The organism is Pontibacter sp. MBLB2868 (assembly GCF_051904785.1).
Lineage (GTDB): Bacteria > Bacteroidota > Bacteroidia > Cytophagales > Hymenobacteraceae > Pontibacter.
Window position 1 is genome coordinate 1,383,235 of record NZ_CP196710.1, and the last position, 23,322, is coordinate 1,406,556.

General features: G+C 48.9%; 14 protein-coding genes and 2 pseudogenes. 14 read left to right on the forward strand and 2 right to left on the reverse strand.

Annotation, left to right across the window (positions count from 1 at the left end; all coding sequences use genetic code 11):
* Positions 1–147: 147 nt before the first annotated feature.
* From ACSX1A_RS05995 to katG, 9 genes are all read left to right on the forward strand, one after another.
* The gene (locus tag ACSX1A_RS05995; protein ID WP_439882716.1) at positions 148–513 is read left to right on the forward strand and encodes a hydrogenase maturation nickel metallochaperone HypA/HybF; all 366 of its coding nucleotides are present in this window, start codon (positions 148–150) and stop codon (positions 511–513) included.
* Positions 494–1,240: a hydrogenase nickel incorporation protein HypB gene (gene hypB / locus ACSX1A_RS06000; RefSeq protein ID WP_439882717.1), complete on the forward strand. Its 747-nt coding sequence runs from the start codon at positions 494–496 to the stop codon at positions 1,238–1,240. The genes ACSX1A_RS05995 and hypB overlap by 20 nt, the downstream gene beginning before the upstream one ends.
* Before the next feature lie 45 nt (positions 1,241–1,285).
* A complete protein-coding gene (hypF, locus tag ACSX1A_RS06005; protein ID WP_439882718.1) occupies positions 1,286–3,631 on the forward strand; it encodes a carbamoyltransferase HypF in 2,346 nt (781 codons plus the stop codon).
* Positions 3,632–3,666: 35 nt separating this feature from the next.
* Positions 3,667–3,969 carry a HypC/HybG/HupF family hydrogenase formation chaperone gene (locus tag ACSX1A_RS06010; RefSeq protein WP_439882719.1) on the forward strand — a complete coding sequence of 101 codons (303 nt, stop codon included), beginning with the start codon at positions 3,667–3,669 and terminating at the stop codon, positions 3,967–3,969.
* Entirely contained in the window at positions 3,953–5,095 is a 1,143-nt protein-coding gene (gene hypD / locus ACSX1A_RS06015) for a hydrogenase formation protein HypD (protein ID WP_439882720.1), read from the forward strand. Before ACSX1A_RS06010 ends, hypD begins: the two co-directional genes overlap by 17 nt.
* On the forward strand, positions 5,088–6,146 hold the full coding sequence (gene hypE, locus ACSX1A_RS06020) for a hydrogenase expression/formation protein HypE (protein ID WP_439882721.1): 1,059 nt from the start codon (positions 5,088–5,090) through the stop codon (positions 6,144–6,146). Before hypD ends, hypE begins: the two co-directional genes overlap by 8 nt.
* A gap of 188 nt (positions 6,147–6,334) precedes the next feature.
* The gene (locus ACSX1A_RS06025; protein WP_439882722.1) at positions 6,335–10,315 is read left to right on the forward strand and encodes a class I SAM-dependent DNA methyltransferase; all 3,981 of its coding nucleotides are present in this window, start codon (positions 6,335–6,337) and stop codon (positions 10,313–10,315) included.
* Positions 10,316–10,339: 24 nt separating this feature from the next.
* On the forward strand, positions 10,340–11,194 hold the full coding sequence (locus ACSX1A_RS06030; RefSeq protein ID WP_439882723.1) for a hypothetical protein: 855 nt from the start codon (positions 10,340–10,342) through the stop codon (positions 11,192–11,194).
* Positions 11,195–11,945: 751 nt separating this feature from the next.
* Positions 11,946–14,201 (forward strand): catalase/peroxidase HPI, encoded by a 2,256-nt coding sequence (katG, locus tag ACSX1A_RS06035; protein WP_439882724.1) that lies wholly within the window; start codon positions 11,946–11,948, stop codon positions 14,199–14,201.
* 75 nt (positions 14,202–14,276) lie between these two features.
* Here the strand turns inward: katG and ACSX1A_RS06040 are convergent, their stop codons facing one another.
* Positions 14,277–15,587: an MFS transporter gene (locus ACSX1A_RS06040; protein WP_439882725.1), complete on the reverse strand. Its 1,311-nt coding sequence runs from the start codon at positions 15,585–15,587 to the stop codon at positions 14,277–14,279.
* A 1,236-nt stretch (positions 15,588–16,823) separates the two neighbouring features.
* Between ACSX1A_RS06040 and ACSX1A_RS06045 the strand changes: the two are divergent.
* From ACSX1A_RS06045 to ACSX1A_RS06065, 5 genes and pseudogenes are all read left to right on the forward strand, one after another.
* Positions 16,824–17,720 (forward strand): annotated as a pseudogene (locus ACSX1A_RS06045) (S41 family peptidase).
* Positions 17,721–17,850: 130 nt separating this feature from the next.
* Entirely contained in the window at positions 17,851–18,795 is a 945-nt protein-coding gene (locus ACSX1A_RS06050) for an alpha/beta fold hydrolase (RefSeq protein ID WP_439882726.1), read from the forward strand.
* On the forward strand, positions 18,792–19,625 hold the full coding sequence (locus tag ACSX1A_RS06055) for an alpha/beta fold hydrolase (protein ID WP_439882727.1): 834 nt from the start codon (positions 18,792–18,794) through the stop codon (positions 19,623–19,625). Before ACSX1A_RS06050 ends, ACSX1A_RS06055 begins: the two co-directional genes overlap by 4 nt.
* Positions 19,626–19,745: 120 nt before the next feature.
* The gene (locus tag ACSX1A_RS06060; protein ID WP_439882728.1) at positions 19,746–20,390 is read left to right on the forward strand and encodes a trimeric intracellular cation channel family protein; all 645 of its coding nucleotides are present in this window, start codon (positions 19,746–19,748) and stop codon (positions 20,388–20,390) included.
* 168 nt (positions 20,391–20,558) lie between these two features.
* Positions 20,559–20,960 (forward strand): hypothetical protein, encoded by a 402-nt coding sequence (locus ACSX1A_RS06065; protein WP_439882729.1) that lies wholly within the window; start codon positions 20,559–20,561, stop codon positions 20,958–20,960.
* 124 nt (positions 20,961–21,084) lie between these two features.
* Here the strand turns inward: ACSX1A_RS06065 and ACSX1A_RS06070 are convergent.
* Positions 21,085–23,226, reverse strand: a pseudogene (locus ACSX1A_RS06070) (copper-translocating P-type ATPase).
* Positions 23,227–23,322: the final 96 nt, after the last annotated feature.

Sequence of the window (23,322 nt, forward strand, 5' to 3'; positions counted from 1 at the left end):
GTTGCTGCTGCCTTTCTTTGGCCTGATCCTGCTTGAGATAACTCCTGTTATAACAGGTATACAACCATGTAAACCAGGTTATTACTTGTGTTAGCCTTAATGTATACTTGTAGCTATAGTGGTATGTGAATAATTCAGATTTTGCCCATGCACGAGCTATCCATCTGCGAGAATATTATTGATGCCATTGAAGCCGAGATGCAGGAGCAATTGCCACAGGTGCGGGAGGTTCATTTGGAGGTGGGCATCTTGTCTTGTGTGCAGCCGCTGGTGCTGGAGCATATCTATACCTGCATGACCGGTACCGGGCCATTGCAGCACTCCACACTGAAAATTGAGCAGGTAGAAGTGCTGGCTGCGTGCAGGGAGTGCCGGCAGCAGTTCAAGGTGGAGGACTCTATTTTTGTTTGCCCGGATTGCGGCAGTCCTTCATCCGATATTCTGAAAGGAAGGGAGTTGAAAATAGTTAGGATCATAGTTGAAGAACAACAGCATGAAGAAATTAACGAATAAACCTGCCGGCACCTTACGCGCACATGATGTTTCGCTGAGCTTGTTAAAAGCCAATGATTTTGTGGCTGAAAACATACGGAACGAGATGCAACAGCGTAATATCCTGCTGCTTAACCTGGTATCATCGCCGGGGAGCGGGAAAACGGCTTTGCTAGAAGAAACGATCAAGCGGCTGAAAGATAAACTGAACCTGGCTGTGCTGGTAGGCGACCTGGAAACGGAAAACGATGCTGAGCGGATACGGAATCAAGGGGTTCAGGCGCTGCAGATCGTTACCGGCGGCACCTGCCACCTGGAAGCGCAAATGATACACCAGGCCATACCACGTATCGACCTGTGTGATACCGATATTCTGTTTATTGAAAATGTGGGCAACCTGGTCTGTCCGGCCTCATACGACCTTGGCGAAGACATACGCGTAACCCTGATCTCCTGCACCGAGGGGGACGATAAACCAAAGAAATACCCCAGCATGTTTCTGACAACCGATACAATGGTGGTATCTAAAACAGACCTGCTGCCATACGTGCCATTCAGCGTGGAAAAGGTGATACAGCAGGCAAAGGAGGTAAACCCAAACATTGAGACATTTGAGCTTTCCAGCCTGAAAGGGGATGGCTTGGACGTTTGGTGCGATTACCTGGAAACACAACTGGACAGGAAGCGCAAGGAGAAAATGGCGGCCATGAGTAGCAGTAATCCACCGAAGCAGGAAGCACGCTTCTGACCCTAACCTAAATTGCTGCAGGGAGTAGCAACATAAACATACCAAATGAAGAAGGCCTTACATATCCAGGTTGCCGGAGCAGTACAGGGTGTAGGTTTTCGCCCATTTGTGTACCGGCTGGCACATGCGCTACAGCTGACAGGGTATGTAATGAATTCGGGGCAGGGAGTACGTATACTACTGGAAGGTCCGGAGCAGGTTATCAGGCAGTTTGTAGCACGCTTAGCTTCGGAGGCTCCCTCAGTTGCCAGTATTGACAAGCTCGACCTGAACTGGCAGAAAGCAAGCGGACTCACCGCTTTTTCAATTAACCATAGCGCGGTTTCCGGCCCCATAACGGCTTCTGTTTTACCTGATTTGGCTACCTGCCCGGATTGCCTGGCTGAGCTTTTCGATCCGAAGAACAGGCGCTATCGCTATCCCTTTCTGAACTGTACCCACTGCGGCCCCCGCTTTTCTATCCTTGAAGCGTTGCCTTACGACAGGCCCAACACTACCATGAAGGGGTTTACGATGTGTGAAAACTGCCAGCGGGAGTATGAGGACCCGCTGGATCGGAGGTTCCATGCACAGCCAAATGCCTGCCCGGTCTGCGGACCGCAGCTGGAGCTCTGGAACTCCGAAGGTGAGGTACTTGCTGCAAAGGAAGTTGCCCTGACGGTAGCGATTGAGGCTGTTAGAGCCGGTAAGATACTGGCCCTGAAAGGCATCGGGGGCTTCCAGTTGCTGGCAGATGCCAGCAACGAACGAGCGGTTCAGCTGCTGCGGGAACGTAAGCACCGCCCCGATAAGCCCTTTGCCCTTTTATACCTTTCGTTGGCACAGGTTAAAAGAGACTGCCACGTTTCAGCTGCAGAGCAGCGGCTCCTGTGTTCCGTGGCCGCACCGATCGTGCTGCTGCAGCGAAAAAAAGGGGCACCTGCAGCAATAGCGCCTAACGTGGCCCCAGGCATTCCCGCGCTGGGGGTAATGCTTCCTTATTCTCCCTTGCACCATTTGCTGCTGCACGCCCTAAATTCACCCGTGGTAGCCACCAGCGGCAACCTGAGCAACGAACCGATCTGCACCGATAACCAGGAAGCCCTGAGGCGGCTCAACACCATAGCAGATGTTTTCCTGGTACACGACCGCCCTATTAGCCGCCCTCTGGATGATGCCGTAGTGCATGTCGTGGCAGGGCAGGAGCAGGTCTTGCGCCTCGCACGCGGCTATGCGCCCCTGGCTTTACCATTGTCGCAGGTCGTGCCGCCCATACTTGCCGTAGGTGCGCACCTGAAAAATACGGTGGCCGTGAGCAACGGGCAGCAGCTGGTGGTAAGCCAGCACATCGGAGACCTGGGCACTGCAGCGGCTTATGCCGCTTTCCGGAATGCGGTAACAGACCTGCAGCAGCTGTATGAGGTCAGCCCCAGGGTTGTAGCCGCTGACAGGCACCCCGACTACCTGTCCACAAAGTATGGGCAGCAGCTGGGGCTTCCGGTGGTGGAGGTGCAGCACCACTACGCCCATGTTCTAGCCTGCATGGCAGACAATGGCATCAAAGCACCAGTCCTGGGAATAGCCCTGGATGGCACTGGGCTTGGTACCGATGGCACGATCTGGGGAGGTGAGTTTTTGCGGGTAAGGCGGCATGGTTTTGAGCGTGTAGCCCACTTTCATACGTTCCGGTTACCCGGCGGGGAGGCAGCAGTCCGGGAACCACGGCGAGCGGCATTGGGCATGCTTTACGAAGTATACGGTGATGAAATGTTTGAAACAGCCATTGCTCCCCAGCTGCAGGACTTTACAAAAACGGAGGTAGCGCTGCTGCGGCAAATGCTTCATAAAAACCTGAACACCCCTGTAACCTCCAGTTCCGGGAGGCTTTTTGATGGGGTGGCGGCACTGCTGGGTCTGCGTCAGAAAGTGAGCTTCGAAGGGCAGGCTGCCATGGAACTTGAGTTTGCAGCCCGGCAGGGTATAGCGGAAGTATACCCCATTACCATAGCTGCAGGCAACCCTGGTGTACCTGCTGTAATAGACTGGCGACCAATGCTGCTGCAGCTGATGGATGATCTGAAGCGCCAGGTGGCGCGTGGCGTGATAGCTGCCAGGTTTCATAATACGCTGGCTGAAAGTATACTGCTGGTAGCGCGGCAGATCGGGGAACAGCGGGTGGTACTGACCGGAGGCTGCTTTCAGAACAGGTACCTGGCAGAAAAAGTAGTTGCTCGCTTGCAGCAGGGTGGCTTTACACCTTACTGGCATCGCCGCATCCCCCCAAACGATGGAGGCCTTGCGGTGGGGCAACTGCTGGCCGCTGCTGCAGCGGGCATCTTAAAAAATGAGGACAAGGATGCAGTACAGCAGCCAGTGGCAACACCCGTGAAAGTGACTGAAGTTAAAATATAACACCAGAAGTATAACAAATTGATAACGTATAGCTTATGTGCCTTGCGATACCCGGAAAAATACTCGAGATAGAAGTAGTGGACAATGTTCGCATGGCCAGGGCCAGTTTTGGCGGCATTGTAAAACAGGTGTGCCTGGAGTACACGCCCGAGGTAGAGCCCGGCGATTATGTGCTGGTGCATGTTGGCTTTGCCCTGAACAGGATTGACGAAGTGGAAGCCGCGAAAACCTATAAAGCGCTGGCAGAGCTGGGGCAGCTGGAGGAGTTGCAGATACCGGGCTTCCAGGAGCAGAACAACGAAACAGCGAAAGGAGGAACCGATGATATACTTGGATGAATACCGGGACCCCGTCCTGGCCCGGAAGATCGTGAAAGAAATTACCCGCATCACCACAAAACCCTGGGTGATCATGGAAGTATGCGGCGGGCAGACGCACTCCATCGTGAAGTATGGGCTCGATAAGATGCTGCCTCCCCAGATAGAGTTAGTGCATGGCCCCGGCTGCCCGGTGTGCGTCACTTCGCTGGAGATGATAGACAAGGCGCATGCCATTGCCGCGCGTGAGGAGGTGATCTTTTGCTCTTTTGGCGACATGCTGCGGGTGCCGGGGTCCAACGCCGACCTGTTGGTGCTTAAGTCGCGCGGGGCCGATGTCCGGATCGTTTATTCTCCCATGGATTGCCTGCAGATCGCGAAAGCCAACCCCGGCAAACAGGTTGTGTTTTTTGCCATCGGGTTTGAAACTACCGCGCCTGCTAATGCCATGGCTGTCTGGCTGGCCCGGAAACAGGGCATCCGGAACTTCTTCGTGCTGGTTTCGCATGTGCTGGTGCCTCCTTCCATCGCTTCCGTTTTACAATCGCCGCTGAACCGTGTGCAGGCTTTTTTAGGTCCGGGGCACGTATGCGCTGTGATGGGTTTTGACGCGTACATACCGCTTGCCGAGCACTTTGGGGTACCCATTGTGATCACCGGTTTTGAGCCGATGGACCTCCTGGAAGGGGTATTGATGACCGTGCGGCAGCTGGAGCAGGGGCGGGCAAAGGTAGAAAACCAGTATTCCCGGATCGTGCGGCAGCATGGCAACGAAGAGGCCCAGGACCTGGTGAGCAAAGTGTTTGAGGTAACCGACCGCAAATGGCGCGGCGTGGGGCCGATACCGGACAGTGGCTATAAATTACGGCAGGAGTTCCGGGAATTTGATGCGGAACAGTTTTTTAATGTGGAGGAAATAAAGACCGAAGAGCCAACTGTTTGCCTCAGCGGGCAGGTGCTGAAGGGAATCCTAAAGCCGCACGAATGTCCGGCCTTTGGCAAAGAATGCACACCGGAACACCCCTTAGGCGCTACCATGGTGTCTGGGGAGGGGGCTTGTGCGGCTTACTATACCTATGGCAGGCACCTGGACCGGCTACTTGCCGCTGATCCTGGAAACCTGGAAACCGCTGAGAACAATGAATAGATCCGATAAAGTACTGCCGGGTGCGTGCCCGCTTCCGGTTACCAATTATGAGCAGGTTACGCTGGCGCATGGCAGCGGCGGCAAGCTGACGCACCAGCTGATCCAGCAGATGCTTTTGCCACAGTTCCGCAACGAGCTGCTTGAACCCTTGCACGATGGAGCTGTCTTTTCGGTTAACGGCACGCGACTCGCCTTCAGTACCGACTCATATGTGGTGCACCCGATCTTCTTTCCGGGGGGCGATATTGGCGAGCTTGCCGTGAATGGCACCGTGAACGACCTGGCCATGTGTGGCGCCAGGCCGCTATACCTGTCCGTTGGGTTGATACTGGAAGAGGGCCTCCCGATGGAGGACCTGTGGCGCATCGTACAGTCGATGCAGCGCGCAGCAAGTGCAGCCGGGGTGATGCTGGTAACCGGCGATACCAAGTTGGTTGACAGGGGGAAAGGGGACCAGGTTTACATTAATACTTCAGGGGTTGGTATACTACCGGATGGCGTGTGCATACACCCGGGCAATGTGCGTGAGGGAGACAAGATCATCCTCAGCGGTGAAATTGCCGTGCACGGAATTGCAGTTATGTCGGTGCGGGAAGGGCTGGCATTTGAAACCGAAATTGCCAGCGATACGGCACCCCTCAATGGCCTGGTGCAAAGTATACTTGCCGCCAGCAATAAGGTGCACCTCTTACGCGACCCGACCCGTGGCGGTGTGGCAGGTGCACTGGCCGAGATAGCGGAGTCCGCTACACTGGGTATCTGCATACACGAAACCAGCATACCGGTAAGCGAACCGGTAAAAGGGGCCTGCGAGATACTGGGCCTTGATCCGCTGCATGTAGCCAACGAGGGAAAGCTGCTGGCCTTTGTTCCGGCAGATGAAGCCGAACAGGTGCTGCAGGCCATGCTCGCCCATCCCTTAGGCGCAAAGTCCGCCATCATCGGGGAGGTGGTTGCCCGGCATCCGGGCATGGTTGTGATGGAAACAGCCGTGGGGGGTAACCGGGTAGTGGACATGCTGTCGGGGGAGCAGTTGCCACGCATCTGTTAAGCGCAGGCAACACAGGCTGCTGCTGCCATACTTGTATTCTGCACTATCAGGACCGGTATTAGCGGCTACGTTGGCTTAAAAAGCTTTCGCTGTGGTCGTATGCCCTTTGCCATCCCCCCAAACATTTCTAATTTCTAATATAAAATTTATAATTCTTCCTATCTTGCCTTAGAAAACAAACCAACGCAATGCAGCATACCATACTTCGACCTAAACAGGCGCTGAACAAGGCATACCTTCGTAACAAAACCTCTCGTGCCGAAATGGAAGGGTTTAAGAAGGCCCTCGGCACCCTGCTGGACAGCATAGACCTGAGCGAGAGCGAAGAACACGTAAAGAACCATTTGCGTGATTTTCTGAAGTTGGCATATTATGATAAGTATGGCGTAAACACCAAAGGCAAGACCGACCTGGTGATCCATACAGGCAGCAGCACCAAAAGCCCTGCCGGCGTGCTACTGGAGGTAAAGCGGCCAACCAATAAAGGCGACATGCCGTCGGAGGACAACCTGAACTACAAGGCCATGCACGAGCTGGTGCTGTATTACCTGCGCGAGCGGGTGGAGCACAAGAACAACGACCTCAAACAGCTCGTTATCACAAGCGTGTATGAGTGGTTTGTGTTTGATGCCCTGGAGTTTGACCGCATCTTTTACCGCAACAACCAGCTGAAAAAGGACTTTACTGACTGGAGCCAGGGGAAGAAATCAGGCAGCAGCACCGACTTTTTCTACAAAGAGATTGCCGCGCCCTTCCTGGCGGCACTTACCGAAACCATCACCTTTACCCACTTCAACTTAAAAGACTTTGAGAAGCCGCTGCGCAATGCCAGCACCAAAGACGATGTGAAACTGGTGGCGCTCTACAAGCTGCTCTCGCCGGCGCACCTGCTCAAAGAACCCTTTGCCAACGATGCCAACTCTCTTGACAAAAGCTTTTACCAGGAGCTGCTGCACATTATCGGGCTGGAGGAAGTAAAGGAGGGAGGGCGCAAGCTTATCCGCAGGAAAGAAAAACCGAACCACGGCTCGCTGCTGGAGGCGGCCTACCAGAAGCTACGCTCCGAGGACCTGGTGAGCGGCCTGGATAAGCCATCCGGCTACGGCAGCACCCGCGACGAGCAACTTTTTAACGTGGCCCTGGAACTCTGCATCACCTGGATGAACCGTGTGCTGTTCCTGAAACTGCTGGAGGCGCAGCTCATCAGCTACCACCACGGCGATAAGAAGTATGCTTTTATGAGCACGCAGAACCTGCGCGAGTTCGATGACCTGAACGAGCTGTTCTTTGATGTGCTGGCCGAACGCCCTGCTAAACGCGCCGCCAACGTGCGGCAGAAGTATAACCACATCCCGTACCTGAACTCGTCGCTCTTCGAGACCACGGCACTGGAGAAACATACGCTGCGCATCTCTAACCTGAAAGACAGGAGCATGCTGCCGCTGTACCCGCAAACGGTGCTGCGCGATGCACAGGGCAAATCGCTCAGCAAAACACAACCCGAACTGCACACCCTGGAGTACCTGCTGCGCTTTTTAGGCAGTTACGATTTCGGGGCCGAGGGCAAGGAGGAGATACAGGAAGAGAACAAAACGCTGATCACGGCCTCGGTGCTGGGGCTGATATTTGAGAAGATAAACGGCTACCGCGACGGCTCTTTTTATACGCCCGGTTTTATTACCATGTACATGAGCCGCGAAGCCATCCGGCGCGCGGTGGTGCAGCGCTTTGCTGAAAAGTATAACTGGAACATCGATACCAGCGCTGCCGGACCAGCGTTCGAATCGCTACAGCTCCACATACACCAGCATTATACATTAGATAAACTGAAGGAGTATAACCAGCTGATCAACAGCCTGCGTATCTGCGACCCTGCCGTGGGTTCGGGCCACTACCTGGTGAGTGCCCTCAACGAGCTGATCGTGATAAAGGCCGAGCTGCGCCTGCTGCTGAACCGCCAAAGCAAGCCGCTGCATTACGGAAGTATAGAAGTGCAGAACGATGAGCTGATCGTGACCGATTATAACGGCGACCTGTTCAGCTACACGGTGCAGCAGCACCCTGACGGCCACCGAAGTATAAACCCACAGGCGCAGGAACTGCAGGAGACGCTTTTCCATGAGAAGCAGACCATTATTGAGAACTGCCTGTTTGGCGTGGACATTAACCCGAATGCCGTTAAGATCTGCCGCCTGCGCCTCTGGATAGAGCTGCTCAAAAACGCCTATTACCAGGATCAGGATGCACAGGATGGGGGAAGGAGTGACAGGATGGTTTCAGAAAGCGAAGCTGACCTGACCAGCCCGGTGTGCTACGCCAACGCCAGCGGCCTGCGTGAGGGCTTTGGTACCGAAAACGTGACTGGCAGGTTTACCGAACTGCAGACACTGCCCAACATCGACATTAATATAAAGCAGGGCAACTCGCTGCTGAGCCGTTACCCGCTCACAGCCGACCTGCACGAGGCTTTCGGGAAGCAGGGGCACAGCTTGCAGGCTTACCGCGAGGCCGTGCTGGAGTATAAACATACTAATTCCAAAGAAACCAAGAAGCGGCTGGTCGCTTTCCTGGACGAGATAAAGCAGGGCTTTAAAACCACGCTGGCCAACAACGACCCGCTACGGAAGAAAATGGCGGAGCTGCGCGGGCAGATACAGGTAATGCAAAACCCTGACCTGTTCGGGGCCAAAAAAGTAGATAAGAAACAGCTGCAGCAAAAGCAGAAACAACTCCAGAAACTGGAGGAAGAACGCGAATCCATCGAGACGAACAAAGTATTCGAGGGAGCTTTTGAATGGCGCTTCGAGTTCCCGGAAGTGCTGGACGAGGAAGGCAAGTATAAAGGCTTCGATGTGGTGATCGGGAATCCGCCGTATATCCGGCAGGAGGAACTCGGCGACTTTAAAGTATACTTGCAGAAGGCTTTCAGTACCTATGCCGGTACAGCCGACCTGTATGTATATTTTGTAGAGCGCGGAATTGAATTGCTACGAGAAGGCGGCCAGTTCAGCTACATTATTCCAAACAAATGGATGCGTGCCGGTTACGGCCAGGCACTGCGCCAATGGCTGCAAAACCATACGCTGGTACAGCTGCTGGACTTCGGTGACCTGCCTGTTTTTGAAGAAGCCACCACGTACCCGCTGGTAATTGCTGCAGCCAGGTTAAAACCGGATGCAGGTTATACATTCGAAGCAGCAACGATAGACACGCTGAAATTTGAGCAGGGGCTGGAATCATACGTGAAGGAGCACAAGTATGATGTAAAGGCCGAAATGTTGCCGGACACTGGCTGGACATTATCAACAAATAACAAAAAAGAACTGCTCGAAAAATTGAAAAGTAGTTCAATGAGTTTAAGTGATTATGTAGCAGGAAATGCGCATTATGGAATAAAGACCGGCTTTACTGAGGCATTTATCATTGATACTGAAGTTAGAAGGCAGCTCATACTTGAAGATGAAAGAAGTGTAGAGGTTATCAAACCTGTTGTTCAAGGTAGAGATATAAAATCTTTCGTAACTCCTCAGGCTTCAAAATATTTAATCTTCACTAGAAGGGGAATTGATATAAATAAGTATCCAGCAATAAAGAGCCATCTAGAAAAGTATAGAGATAGATTAGAACCTAAACCTTCAGATTTTATAGGTAAAAAATGGTCTGGAAGAAAAGGTGGCAGTTACAAGTGGTATGAGCTTCAAGACTCAGTAGATTATTATGAAGAGTTTGAGAAGCCTAAAATCATGTATCAAAAGTTTCAAGTGAAGTCTTGTTTCATTTATGATGAAAATGGTATGTATTGTAACGACTCTATGTGGATAATACAGACTGATGATAAGGCCTTGCTTGCTATACTTAATTCAAAGCTTGGTTGGTATTTGATTTCCCAATATTGTACTTCCATACAGAACGGTTATCAACTCATATTTAAATATTTAGGCCAACTCCCCATCGCCACAGCAGACGAAGAAACGAAAGCAAGTATAACTTCACTGGTCGAGCAGATACTACGAATAAAACAAGCCGATGCCGCTGCGGATACGTCGGGGCTGGAGGCGGAGATAGATGTGCTGGTTTACCGCTTGTACAACCTCACCTACGAGGAAGTGCTGCTGGTGGAACCGGGTTTTGCCATGAGCCGCGAGGCCTATGAGCTGCAGGAAGTATAATTATTCATAACCCTTATATCACGCATGAAAACGAATTTAATGCACCTGCTGGCCTGCCTGTGCCTGCTCACCCTCATCACCGCCTGCGACAAAAAAGAGACTATCGCGCCTGAGCCAAGTTGCAAATTGCTAACTAGGACAGAACAGCATTATAACAGCTATACAACTGAAGAGCCATTGAAATACATTTATAGTAACTCTTATGATGTGCTGGGAAATCTAACATTTACTGAAGGAAATCAATACTTTGAGCAAAAAATTCTTTACAAGTATGATGAAAGTGGCAGATTAATTTTGCGGACTTCTAAAAGAAGATATGATTCTTTTCTAGACCATTACGAATATTCATACAATACTAAAGGCCAAGTAGAAAAACTGCAACATTTTCTGCAACAGGATATTTCAGGGTATCCTACGGAAAAAAGTTTATACCTGTACTACAATTACTTTTATGACGAATCGGGAAAGTGCATCAAAATCGAACTTTGGTATCCAAATGATTCCAGTCAGTTTGAACGTATCCGATATTACTCAATTCAATACAAGAACGGCCAACCTTCGACTTTAGTTGAATATAACGTAAATGGCAATTACACCATTTATATAGATTTCGTTTTTGATGGAAAGCGTGTTCCTGAGCCTAGGTTTACGGAGGATTATCCTGAATATTTCCAAAGAAATGCGTTGCCATATCTTTTCTTGTTTGACCAAAACATAATTAGCTGTATTTATACTAATGAAAGTCGAACAGAAAGGTATTATGGTTCTTATACAGCAAGCTACAAGTATAATGAGTTAGGCTATCCCATTGAATCTAAAAAGACTGAACTACTAAATGGGAATTCTATAGTTAATACTTTTGACTACAGTTGTGAGTAGTATGCCATTACATTAGCTATCCTTGTGGCACATTACATTCATACCCTTACATGAAAACAAATATACTGCACCTGCTGGCTTTACCGTTTACAAAAATAGCTCTTACACAGCTACCTATACTTATAATGAGTATGGTTTCCCGACAGAGCAGGTAAGGGCCTTTGCCAACGGCAAAACCGATAGCAGGAGGTATTACTATACCTGCCCATAATAGAGAAGTATACTATGCAAATGTGTTCATAGTTTATGCCCAAGCAGTTTGCGGAGCAATACTACCTGGCCTAAGTGGTAGGCATTGTGTTCGGCAACCAGCATCGCCTCACTTTAATTTCACCAACCAGAACACATCCCGCTATACTTCGGGCAACTACTTATACTAAACCCCGGAGTAGCAGCGGGAGCTGTGGTTGAGGTAGCAGGAGTCAGAAAAAAAGCAACCGAACAGGACACGCGAAACTGACCGGAAAAGGAAATCAAAAACACCTGAAACAGTAAAGACCAGGAACCCGAATAAGGTACAGGTCGCAAAGCAGTAGCAGGAAAAGTTTTCCTTTGGCCAAATGCAGGAAAGTACTCCCATGGCGTTTCCGGGTCGTATTGCATGGTTATAGATATTGTCTATAGTATGATAGATATTATTGAATCAGTAAAATTTGCTTGCGGGTCTACGAATAAGTATATTTATTTTAAATAAGAGTCGTTTTAGAGTAAAACCATTCCTATCCACAACTAATTTTTTATCATCATAACTATGGAACATAAGAAAGACAGACATGTAGCCCCCAATACTCCGGCTTGGGATACCAATGAATCCAGGAGATGCCCTTTTATGGGTGGTGCTATGAAGTTTACGGCAGGTAGCGGCAGATCGAACCGCGACTGGTGGCCGAATATGTTGAATCTTAGAATTTTGCACCAACATTCTTCCTTGTCTAACCCCATGGAAGAGGATTTTAACTATGCCGAGGAGTTTAAAAGCCTTGACCTTCAGGAAGTAAAGCAGGACCTGTTTGACCTGATGACGGATTCGCAGGACTGGTGGCCGGCAGATTACGGGCACTATGGTCCGTTTTTTATACGCATGGCCTGGCACAGTGCCGGTACATACCGTATTGCCGATGGCCGTGGTGGCGCCGGCTCTGGCTCACAGCGTTTTGCACCCCTCAACAGCTGGCCCGACAATGCCAACCTCGACAAGGCACGCCTGCTGCTTTGGCCTGTAAAGCAGAAGTATGGAAAGAAGATATCGTGGGCCGACCTGATGATACTGGCCGGTAACTGTGCCCTGGAGTCGATGGGACTGAAGACCTTTGGCTTTGGTGGCGGCAGAGAGGATGTCTGGGAACCGGAAGAAGATATTTACTGGGGATCAGAAGGGGAGTGGCTAGGAAATAAAGAGCGCCACGCAGGCGGCGTGCTGGAAAGTCCGTTGGCTGCCTCGCACATGGGCCTTATTTACGTGAACCCTGAGGGCCCGAACGGAAACCCTGACCCGATTGCGGCTGCCCACGACATTCGTGAGACCTTCGGGCGCATGGCCATGAACGATTACGAAACTGTTGCCCTGATAGCGGGTGGCCATACTTTTGGTAAAACACACGGAGCAGCCGACCCGCGCGAGTATGTAGGGGTAGAGCCAGCAGGAGCCGACATTGCGGAGATGGGCCTTGGCTGGAGAAACACCTTCGGGAAAGGCCATTCGGAGAACACCATTACCAGCGGCCTGGAAGGTGCCTGGACCACCACCCCGACAAAGTGGAGCAACAACTTTTTTGAGAACCTGTTTGGCTTTGAATGGGAACTGACCAAGAGCCCGGCGGGAGCACACCAGTGGAAGCCGAAAGGCGATGCCGGTGCAGGTACTGTTCCGGATGCGCACAACCCGTCTAAAAAACACGCTCCGTTCATGCTCACCACCGACCTTTCGCTTAAAATGGACCCGGCGTATGAGAAGATCTCCAGGCATTTTTACGAGAACCCGGATGAGTTTGCCGATGCCTTTGCACGTGCCTGGTTCAAACTGACGCACCGCGACATGGGCCCGATCGCGCGCTACCTTGGCCCTGAAGTGCCGGAGGAAGAGCTGATCTGGCAGGACCCGATCCCGGAAGTTAATTACCAACTGATTGATGATAACGATATAAGCGAGCTGAAAAGCAAGCTGCTGGATGCAGGTCTTTCTATTTCGCAACTGGTTACAACTGCCTGGGCGTCGGCATCTACGTACCGTGGTTCCGATAAAAGGGGAGGTGCCAACGGTGGCCGTCTTCGCCTGGCGCCGCAGCGGTACTGGGAAGTAAATAACCCGGCAGAGCTAACCGATATCCTGAACACCTATGAGCGTATCCAAAAAGACTTTAACGACGCGCAGAACGGTGGCAAGCAGGTATCTATCGCCGACCTGATCGTGCTAGGCGGATGTGCCGCTATCGAGAAGGCAGCCAGCAACGCAGGCCATACTATTACAGTACCATTTACACCTGGTCGTGCGGATGCAAGCCAGGAGCAGACCGATGTGGAGGCATTCTCCATACTGGAGCCAAATGCTGACGCTTTCCGCAACTATTATGGCAATCATGAGCATGTATCTGCATCGGCAGAGGAAATGCTAATTGACCGTGCACAGCTGATGACGCTTACGGCACCGGAAATGACCGTTCTGCTAGGAGGTATGCGTGTGCTGAACACCAACTACGACCACTCGAAGCATGGAGTGTTCACAAAGCAGCCGGAAACACTTACCAACGACTATTTTGTGAACCTGCTTGACATGGGCACAACCTGGACGGCTACCTCAGAGGCAGACAACGAGTTTGAAGGCCGTGACCGTAAAACAGGGGAGGTGAAGTGGACCGGTACCCGCGTGGACCTGATCTTCGGCTCTAATTCAGAGTTACGGGCTATTTCGGAAGTGTATGCCTGCTCAGATGCAAATGAGCGGTTTGTAAAAGACTTCGTGAAGGCCTGGAATAAGGTGATGAACCTTGACCGCTTCGACCTGAAGTAAGTATAGCTATTGCCGTTCGGACAAAAAAAAAGGCACCCTGTGAGCGGGGTGCCTTTTTTTTTATAAACGCCTCTGTCAGGCAGTCATCGCGACAGTGCTGGCAGTGGTCAGCTTTGCTTTCTGTTTCAGTGAACGGTCAATGTAAAACATGCTCACCATCGTGACCAGTGTTGTCAGCATAACGATGTAGCCGATCAGGTCGTAGTGTTTCAACGTTCCGTCTGCGGTTTGCACTACTATCAGGCCGGCAAACATAGAAGCCAGTCCCCCCGATAGCTGTTGCACCGATGATTGTATGCTCATGTAGGCGCCTCTGTCTGCGGGCTCCGGTATGGCGCTCATCAGGGCAGAACCCGATACCATGCGGGAGGTGATGCCAATGAACATGATCACGTTTATAAGTATTACCAGCCAGAGCGGCGATATGCCCAGGTTGCAGTAAAAACCGATCACGATCATAGCGATCACAGAACCCCAGAAGAACACTTTATACTTGCCCAGCTGGTCGCTCAGCTTACCTGCCAGCGGCCCCGCGATCATGGCGCAAATGCCGGTAACCACATAGATCATGGGCAGGTCGGTGAGGCTGATGCCCAGGTTATAGACAGTAAAAGCGCTGCCGAAAGGCATCAGCATAAAGCCTCCCGTAGCCAGCAACACGATTGCGCCAAAGCCTTTTAGGTAGTGCCGGTTGGTTACCACGTGCACCAGGTGGCTGAATGCTTTCCGGTCAGTTTGCAGTTGCAGGTGTGCATTTATGGGTTGCATTTTAACGGCAATTGCTACGCCTACTACCGCACTTATGGCCACCAGCAGCAGGAATGGCGCATGCCAGCCCCAGTGGTTCGCCAGGTATAAACTCAGCGGAATACCCATTACCTGGCTCACGGCAAAAGCCATTTGCACGAAACCCATTACGCGTCCCCGCATTTGCAACGGGAAAAGATCGGTGATAATGGCAAAGGATATAGAGCCGATCACACCTCCGAAAATACCGGTAACGATACGGGCAATTAGCAGCGAAAAGTAGTCAGGTGCCAGGCCACACAGCAGCGTACCTAACATAAAACCGGCATAAAAAAGGAGGAGCAGTTTTTTCCGGTCAAACCTGTCGGCAAAGCCAGCGGCCAGCAGTCCGGATGCACCTGCGCTAAAAGCGTAGGCAGACACCACCCAGCCGAACTGCTTCGGGGTGATGGACAGTTCCTGGATGAGTTGCGCCCCCAGCGGGGAGAGCACCATAAAATCGAGGATGATGGTGAACTGAAGGATAGCCAGTACAGCTACAATAAACACCTGGTACCTGGTAAAGCTTTGGGGGCTGCTGATCGCTGCGTTATCTGCTCCTTCCGCACCCTGTGCAGGAGCTTGTTTGGTGTCTTTCATGGTGGATGTCCTGCAAAGAGGTTATACTTTATACTTTGTGTTCGATATGCATCTTCTGCAACAGTAAGATAGCTCCGATAAATTGCAAAATTAAAACAATTATTTAAGTGTATTTCCTGTCAGCGTACTGAAAAATTTGTGGGAGAATATTTTCTTAGAACCCGGCAATGGTGCTGCGTGGTGGGCAGCTTACTACGGGTCAGGTTCGTCAACTTTCTGGAGTATGGGGCGAAACCTTCCTCGGCCTCGGTACAAGTCAATCCAAGCATCAGTAAATAACTTTAGGAGGCTGGCTGGGTTAAGTTTAACAGGACGTTTGAAGTGTATACCCCTATTACCTGTTACGCATTGGATAAAATCGTGAACCCGCTTGACAGTTTATTGAAATGCTTTATATTGTGCGTGTACGCTGGTGATGTATGGGAGGAATGAGGTATTTGAAATGCAGTAGTACACCACCAGCAATCGTGCAGCTAATAGGAGGTGGTAATCTTGCTAGTCAGTAGTTGGGCGGTAGCTAAACAAAGAAACCCGAGTAATCAAAATGGGATTTGGATTTAATTTATTCTTCATTTTAATTCTTGTCCCATTGACAGGAATATTGTTGATTGCTTGGGTCTTATCAAGAAAACTCTTGATTGGAAAGATACTCGGTTTCATCTGGCTCGGAATTTTAGGACTTGTCTTATTGTCAGGAATTGTACGCTGGTTGACTTCAAAAATAGAATTAGACAAAGACGACTACTATGGAGAGTATGTGATAAACAGAGATTACTTCAAGGGGAAACATACGGATTGGCAATACAATCATTTTCGGTTCAAAATAACAGAACAAGACTCAATCTTTTTTCACGTCACAGACAAGAAGAGAATATTGAAGACATATCGTGGGACAGTTAAAACGACTGACCCCAAAAATCACCGCTCGGATAGACTAATTATTGAAATGGAAAAACCAACGCACCACATTCTGACAAGTAATCCGACAACTTACAGAAGTGCTTGGAGCTTTTATCTGGTATTTAACTCGCCAAAATTTCATAACGTTTTCTTTAAGAAAGGAAAATATAAACCAATAGAATGAAAAAGCTAAACCGTTGTGCTAAATAAAAACAAACTTAACATATAATGAAAAAGCCCTTACTAGTACTTATTACCTTTATCTCTACAGCCTTTTTTCAAAGTTATGCCCAAACTGACTCTTTGAGAGCTTATGTTTTCGAGGCTCTTGACATTATGAAGTCCCACTCAGTTAATAAAAACAAAGTTGACTGGGAGACCCTCTATACCAATGCCAAAGAAAAAGTAGGTACAGTTCATAGTATCAGAGAAACATACCCAATTATCGCAGAAGCGCTGGAGCAACTACAGGACAAACACTCAAAATTTTTCCCACCTGAAGAAATAGAAGCATACAAGCAGGGCTACAGAGCTATGGGTATGGAACTTCCCACTCCTGAATTCAAGATGATTGACAGTAAATACGCTTATATTCAAATTCCGTCATTTGACGTCATCAACATCAAAGAGCAAATGGAGTACGCAGCCTCTATTCAAAAAGCCATAAAGAAACTGGATGAGCAGAAGCCAAAAGGTTGGATAATTGACCTACGGGCAAATGATGGAGGTATGTCCGTGCCCATGTCGGCAGGCATTGGTCCTTTCGTTGAGAAAGACAAATGCGTAGGATGGAAGGATGCTGACGGGAAAATCACCTATTGGATTTATAAAAAAGGGCGGGTATATGAGAATAACAAGCTAGTATTTGACATGGCAGAAAAGCCGTACAAAATCAAAAACAGAAAGTAACCAGTAGCAGTCCTTGTCAGCAAACAGACTGCCAGTTCAGGTGAGATTTTAGCCACCACCTTTGTCGGCAGACGCAACACTATGTTAACAGGTACGAACACACAAGGGCTAACATCTGCAAACAGTGAGCATGAGTTATCTGACGGAGCTTACCTTGTGCTAACCGAAGGAAATTACGTGGACAGAAATAATACTGAATATAAAAAAATAGGTGAAGGTATTGCGCCAGATATCCGACTTGAAAATCTAACAAAGGATAAGATTGAAAATGAAAAGCTTTACCTGGAAAAAGCTATAGAGTACATCAAAAAGGCCGAAAAATAAGTTTTACTTGGCACAACCACGTGTACACATCATGCCTCGGCAGATGGCCTCTATTTATCTTTTTACTATTGAGATTGGGGAGTTGGTACTTGCAAAAAGTAGATTAGGAAGGGTAGACCAGGTGTGCTAAATGGCAGCAGCAAATAAAAGAATGAAAAATACAGCAGAAGTAGTCCTTGATTCAATTAGGTTTGAGATAGTAATTTATGGTAATAGGCAAAACCATCCTGTCTTATTTTTCCATGGGTTAGGATCTTCAGCTGCCTGTATTGAGCCTGCTTCAGATACTCTTGATCAACTTGGTATATACATTATTGCGATAAACCGTCCTGGAACATCAAAATCAGATTTTTTCAAACCCAAGAGTATTTTTGAATACCTAGCTTATGTAGATCGTATTCTTGAAAAGTTTTCTATTGATAAAATTATTGTAATTGGCTGGTCTGCAGGAGGGCTTTACAGCCAGGCTTTTGCATCTAAGTATCCAAAAAAAGTGGAAAGCCTTCACCTGATTAGCAGTGCAATTCCATTTTACAATTTATCCAGCCGAAAAATACTTCCACTAAAGTGGAAAATTATTTCAGCAAGCAATCGCATACTTCCTTCTTTAAGCAAGAGAATGTTTTTGAGTATTGCCAGAAAGCTTAATAAACAGCCTCTAGAATTAATAAAACGTTCCATTAATTCATTACCTAGTGTAGATAAGCAGGTGGTAGAAAAGCCAGAGAATTATGCTGTTTTCACCACTGCTGTTAAGGAAAGCTATGGAGAATATGGCTTGGGCCCATACTTTGATATCTTAGCACTATCAGCTAAAACCCAAATACCATTAGACCAAATAAATACCAGAACACTTATATGGCATGGTAGCCATGATAATCTCTGGCCGATTGAATTTGCGAATTACTTAGGTAGTGAAATAAAAGGCGCTGAAACAAGAATAGTTGAAAACAAGGGGCACTTTCTGTATCTGGATAGTATACACCAGATATTGAAAACTGCTGCTTACAAGGATAGTCAATTACCTGGTCTGTCTCTGCATGACAATGACACGGTAATACGGGTTGGAGTATGAAAATTGAAATAGCACATACAGCGAAAGGGCCAGTAGAATATGCTACGATTGGCACTGGGAAGCCTGTTCTGTTTTTACATGGGGGGCACTCAAATTGCAGAGAAACGCTATTTCATAAAGGCTTTGATACAAGCAAATACCAACTCATTACACCTTCCCGCCCCGGGTATGGTAATACGCCACTTAACATGAATGTTACCCCTAAGTTGGCGGCAGAACTGGTGGTATCTTTATTACATTATTTAGCAGTTGATAATGTAATAGTATATGGAATTTCGGCTGGGGGATTAACTGCGATTGAAATGGCAGCCAATTACCCGGATAAAGTTGAGAAGCTGATTTTAGCATCTGCAGTTTCAAAGGAGTGGCTGGATAAAAACGGGAAGATTTACAAGACCGCTAAAAAGTTGTTTGATCCGATAACGGAGAAATTCGTGTGGGGGATGACCAGGTTGTTCTCAGGAATATTTCCCGGAATGATAGCTACTAATTTTTACCCACAGTTTTCGAAGAACAAAAGTCATCCACTTGATAAGAATGACATTAAAGAGTTGCTAACTGCCTTTAACTATTACAACTCTAAGCAAGGGTTTATCACTGATATAGAGCATACGATTGCTCCTGGTTTGATTTCAAAGGTTACTTGTCCGACACTTATCATACATAGCAAAAACGATAACAGTGTACCATTTGAGCACGCTGCATATGCTCATAAAATGATTTCGAATTCAAAGCTTGTGGTATTGGATAACGAATGGGGACACTTATTCTGGATCGGGAAAGATTCACATGAGTCGATAAAAAAAACCTTAACATTTATTGAACAGTAAAAGCCTTTTTATTCCGGGTTTGTTTTGGCAGGAATTCTAATACCTTTGGCCCTCGTACTAACCTTCTCGTAACTTAAGCCATTTACATAACTGGCTCTCAAGTATTGATATAATTTTAATATGATTTTCTCAGAGATTAGCTTAATTGAGGTCTTAGACCTTTTAGGAACATTTGCTTTTGCCATTAGTGGCATCCGGCTAGCTTCGGGCAAAAATATTGACTGGTTTGGAGCCTACGTTATTGGCCTGGTAACAGCGACAGGAGGCGGAACCATAAGGGATCTGTTGTTGGACGTAAAACCTTTCTGGATGCTGGATGCAACATACCTGATCATTACAGGGGTGGCACTGTTCGCTGCCATACTTTTTAAAGAGAAGTTACTCCGACTGGGCAATACATTGTTTATTTTCGATACTGTGGGGCTCGGTCTATTTACTACCGTAGGAATAGTAAAGAGCTTTGATGCGGGGCTGCCATTTTGGGTGTGTATCCTGATGGGGGCGCTAACAGGAACTGCAGGTGGTGTGATCCGGGATGTGCTCATCAATGAAGTACCTTTGCTGTTTCGAAAGGATATTTATGCGCTGGCATGCATTGCGGGAGGCTTCGTTTTCTTTTTGTGCTACCAGTTCAATCTTTTGATACCTGTAGTGGAGGTATTAGCTGCTTTAACAGTGATCGTGATCCGGGTAGTGGCGGTAAAATTTCATATTCAATTACCTATTCTTAACCTTGACCATACGGATGCAAAAAGGGAAGAATAATAGCATCTGCACTGTTTAAGCAATAAACCAGTTGCTCTAGTTTTGATAAGTTAAAACTTGCTACTAGTACCAACAATGCTAACGTTGCAATTACAATATAAATCAAATACATTTCATTCTTTTGCTGCAGATCCGGCAGCTTTCTCATTACAAGGAACCATTTTTTTAATGTTATACTATAAGTCCGATTATCTTGAAATATATTATTCCCAGGGTGGGCTAGTGGAAACCCGTTGGCTGAAATTTGCATCAAGCGAAGAGTACCGCGCCGGGTTAGCAATGTATTCAGATGTAGTTCGGCAGAAAGAGGTAAAGTTGTGGCTCGGGGATTATCGGTTGGCAAAAGTTGTGAGATTACATGATCAGGGCTGGGCTGCCCGGGAATGGTTCCCTCAATTTATAGCGCTTGCCACTGACATCAAACGGATGGCACGGGTACAGTCGATGGATATTTTTAACGAGACGAGTTCAGAAAACATAAAACGGAAGATAAACATAGAAGGTTTACCCTTTGAGTTCACCGAGTTTAAGGACTACGATGAGGGCCGCGCCTGGGTATTAGAGAAATAAATCCATCTTAAAAAACATACTTTTACTCGATTCACCAACCTCCACCAGTTCATGCGTTTACCGCGGCATCTTACACCTGCATCGGTGGGATACTGTTAGCTACTCTGAACGATGCTCAAATTTTTCACTTCAGTTCCCGGCGCAGCAGCTGCGCGTTTATTGCAACAATAACTGTACTCAGGCTCATGAGAGCGGCACCGACGGCAGGGGAGATCATAATACCCTGCTGGTATAGGACACCGGCAGCCAGAGGAAGGGCAATGACGTTATAACCCGTTGCCCAGATCAGGTTCTGGATCATTTTGCGGTAGGTTGCTTTTCCGAAAAGTATAAGCGAGGCAATGTCCTGGGGATTACTATTTACCAGGATAATATCCGCTGTTTCGGCAGCCACATCTGTGCCGGAGCCTACGGCAATTCCAACGTCGGCCTGTGCCAGGGCAGGGGCATCGTTCACTCCGTCGCCGGTCATGGCCACAAACTCTCCACGGGCCTGCAACTCTTTTACCTTTTCCTGTTTCTCGTGGGGCAGTACGTTGGCTATATATCCGTCCATGCCCAGTTTGTCGCTTACACTTTTGGCCACCCGTTCGTTATCACCGGTCAGCAGCAGGTTCCGGATGCCATTCTCTTTCAGGATCCGGATCGCCTCCGCAGACTCCGGCCTGATCTGGTCTCGCATGGTGATGTAGCCTGCCACTTGCTGATCCACCATAATATAGACCACGGTTTCCACACCTTCCTCGGCCTGGCTTTCGGGTACCTGCACGCCAAATTCTTTGATGTAATTCGGGCCGACAACTTTTACATCTCTGCCTTCCACAATTCCTTCCAGGCCCTTGCCGGGCAGGTAGTTAAACTTGGTGGCGGCAGGTATGGCTATACCATCTGCCTTTACCCTTCTGAGAATACCCTGTGAAATATAATGCTCCGAATTCTGCTCCACGCCGGAGGCAAGGCGAAGCAGTTCCTGCTCGGTATAACCCTTGTCGAACACAACGACTTGTGCTACTTCATGGGAGCCCTGGGTTAGGGTACCTGTTTTATCAAAGATAATAGTAGTAATGCGCCTGGAGTTTTCAAAGGCAGTGCGGTTACGGATAAGAAGCCCGTTGTTAGCCGATACAGCCGTAGAGATGGCAACCACTAATGGTATGGCCAGGCCAAGGGCGTGCGGACAGGAAATGACCATAACTGTAACCATGCGCTCCAGGGCAAAGCCGAATTCGGTGCCAGCCAGTAACCACCAGGCAAATAAGGTAGCGAAGCCAGCCGTGAGGGCAACAAATGTCAGCCACTTGGCCGCTTTGTCCGCCAGTCGCTGCGTTTCAGATTTCGTTTTCTGCGCATCCTGCACCAGCTTGATCACCTTGTTCAGGTAGCTGTCTTTGCCGGTGGTCAGCACGCGTACCTGCAGCGAACCGTTCCCGTTGATTGAGCCCCCGATCACTTTATTGTCAACTGTTTTCTGCACTGGCTTACTTTCACCGGTTAGCATGCTCTCATTCAGATAACTCTCACCCTCCGTAACCACGCCATCGGCGGGTACTTTCTCTCCGGGCTTGATCAGGATGATATCGTCCTGGTGAAGTTCTTCGACACTAACCGTAACTGTTTCACCGTTTCGTATTACCTGCGCCTCGTCGGGCATCATACTTACCAGCAGTTCAAGCGCTTTTGAAGCACCCAGCACGGAGCGCATTTCGATCCAGTGCCCCAGCAGCATGATCACGATCAGGGTCGCCAGTTCTCAGAAAAAATCCATTCCCTCCAGGCCAAAGGCCACGGCGGTGCTGTAGAGGTAAGCAACAGTGATGGCTACCCCGATCAGGGTCATCATGCCGGGGGAGCCCTTTTTTACTTCCTCTGCCAACCCTTTTATAAATGGCCAGCCACCATAGAAATAGATAATGCTGGAAAGCGCAAAGGCAATGTACAGGCTATAGGGCACAGCAAGGGTATAGCCCAGAATGCCCTGTATCATCGGGCTTAGTATAATGACCGGCAGGGATAGGGCAAGGGAGATCCAGAATCTTTTCCTGAAGTCCTGTATCATCATGCGGTGGTGGTCCTGGTGGCCTTCATGTTTTCCGTGGCCGGTATGTTTGTCGTGGGGCGGGTGGTGGCGGGTGTCCTGGTGCATGGCTTCGGTATGGCCGTGCATGGTTTTCTCTTCTAACCTTTCTTCGATGTTGTCAACGTTGGTATCCGCCTTTTGCTTTGCACCTGTTGCATGGTTGTGGTGCTTATGCTTCTGCTCGTTCATTGTTCCGGGAGTTTATGAGGTCAATGCCGTTCCGTATGCTGCAGCACAGTACCTTTTAAACGAAAAACAGCGCTGTGGGGGTTATACCGGTATCGG

Bases quoted from the DNA above. Each gene is read 5' to 3' on its own strand.
- ACSX1A_RS06065 (WP_439882729.1), top strand. From the start codon at position 20,559: ATGTTATACTATAAGTCCGATTATCTTGAAATATATTATTCCCAGGGT.
- ACSX1A_RS06010 (WP_439882719.1), top strand. From the start codon at position 3,667: ATGTGCCTTGCGATACCCGGAAAAATACTCGAGATAGAAGTAGTGGAC.
- hypF (WP_439882718.1), top strand. From the start codon at position 1,286: ATGAAGAAGGCCTTACATATCCAGGTTGCCGGAGCAGTACAGGGTGTA.
- ACSX1A_RS06025 (WP_439882722.1), top strand. From the start codon at position 6,335: ATGCAGCATACCATACTTCGACCTAAACAGGCGCTGAACAAGGCATAC.
- ACSX1A_RS06030 (WP_439882723.1), top strand. From the start codon at position 10,340: ATGAAAACGAATTTAATGCACCTGCTGGCCTGCCTGTGCCTGCTCACC.
- ACSX1A_RS05995 (WP_439882716.1), top strand. From the start codon at position 148: ATGCACGAGCTATCCATCTGCGAGAATATTATTGATGCCATTGAAGCC.
- ACSX1A_RS06055 (WP_439882727.1), top strand. From the start codon at position 18,792: ATGAAAATTGAAATAGCACATACAGCGAAAGGGCCAGTAGAATATGCT.
- ACSX1A_RS06050 (WP_439882726.1), top strand. From the start codon at position 17,851: ATGGCAGCAGCAAATAAAAGAATGAAAAATACAGCAGAAGTAGTCCTT.
- hypE (WP_439882721.1), top strand. From the start codon at position 5,088: ATGAATAGATCCGATAAAGTACTGCCGGGTGCGTGCCCGCTTCCGGTT.
- katG (WP_439882724.1), top strand. From the start codon at position 11,946: ATGGAACATAAGAAAGACAGACATGTAGCCCCCAATACTCCGGCTTGG.
- ACSX1A_RS06040 (WP_439882725.1), bottom strand. From the start codon at position 15,587: ATGAAAGACACCAAACAAGCTCCTGCACAGGGTGCGGAAGGAGCAGAT.
- hypB (WP_439882717.1), top strand. From the start codon at position 494: ATGAAGAAATTAACGAATAAACCTGCCGGCACCTTACGCGCACATGAT.
- ACSX1A_RS06060 (WP_439882728.1), top strand. From the start codon at position 19,746: ATGATTTTCTCAGAGATTAGCTTAATTGAGGTCTTAGACCTTTTAGGA.
- hypD (WP_439882720.1), top strand. From the start codon at position 3,953: ATGATATACTTGGATGAATACCGGGACCCCGTCCTGGCCCGGAAGATC.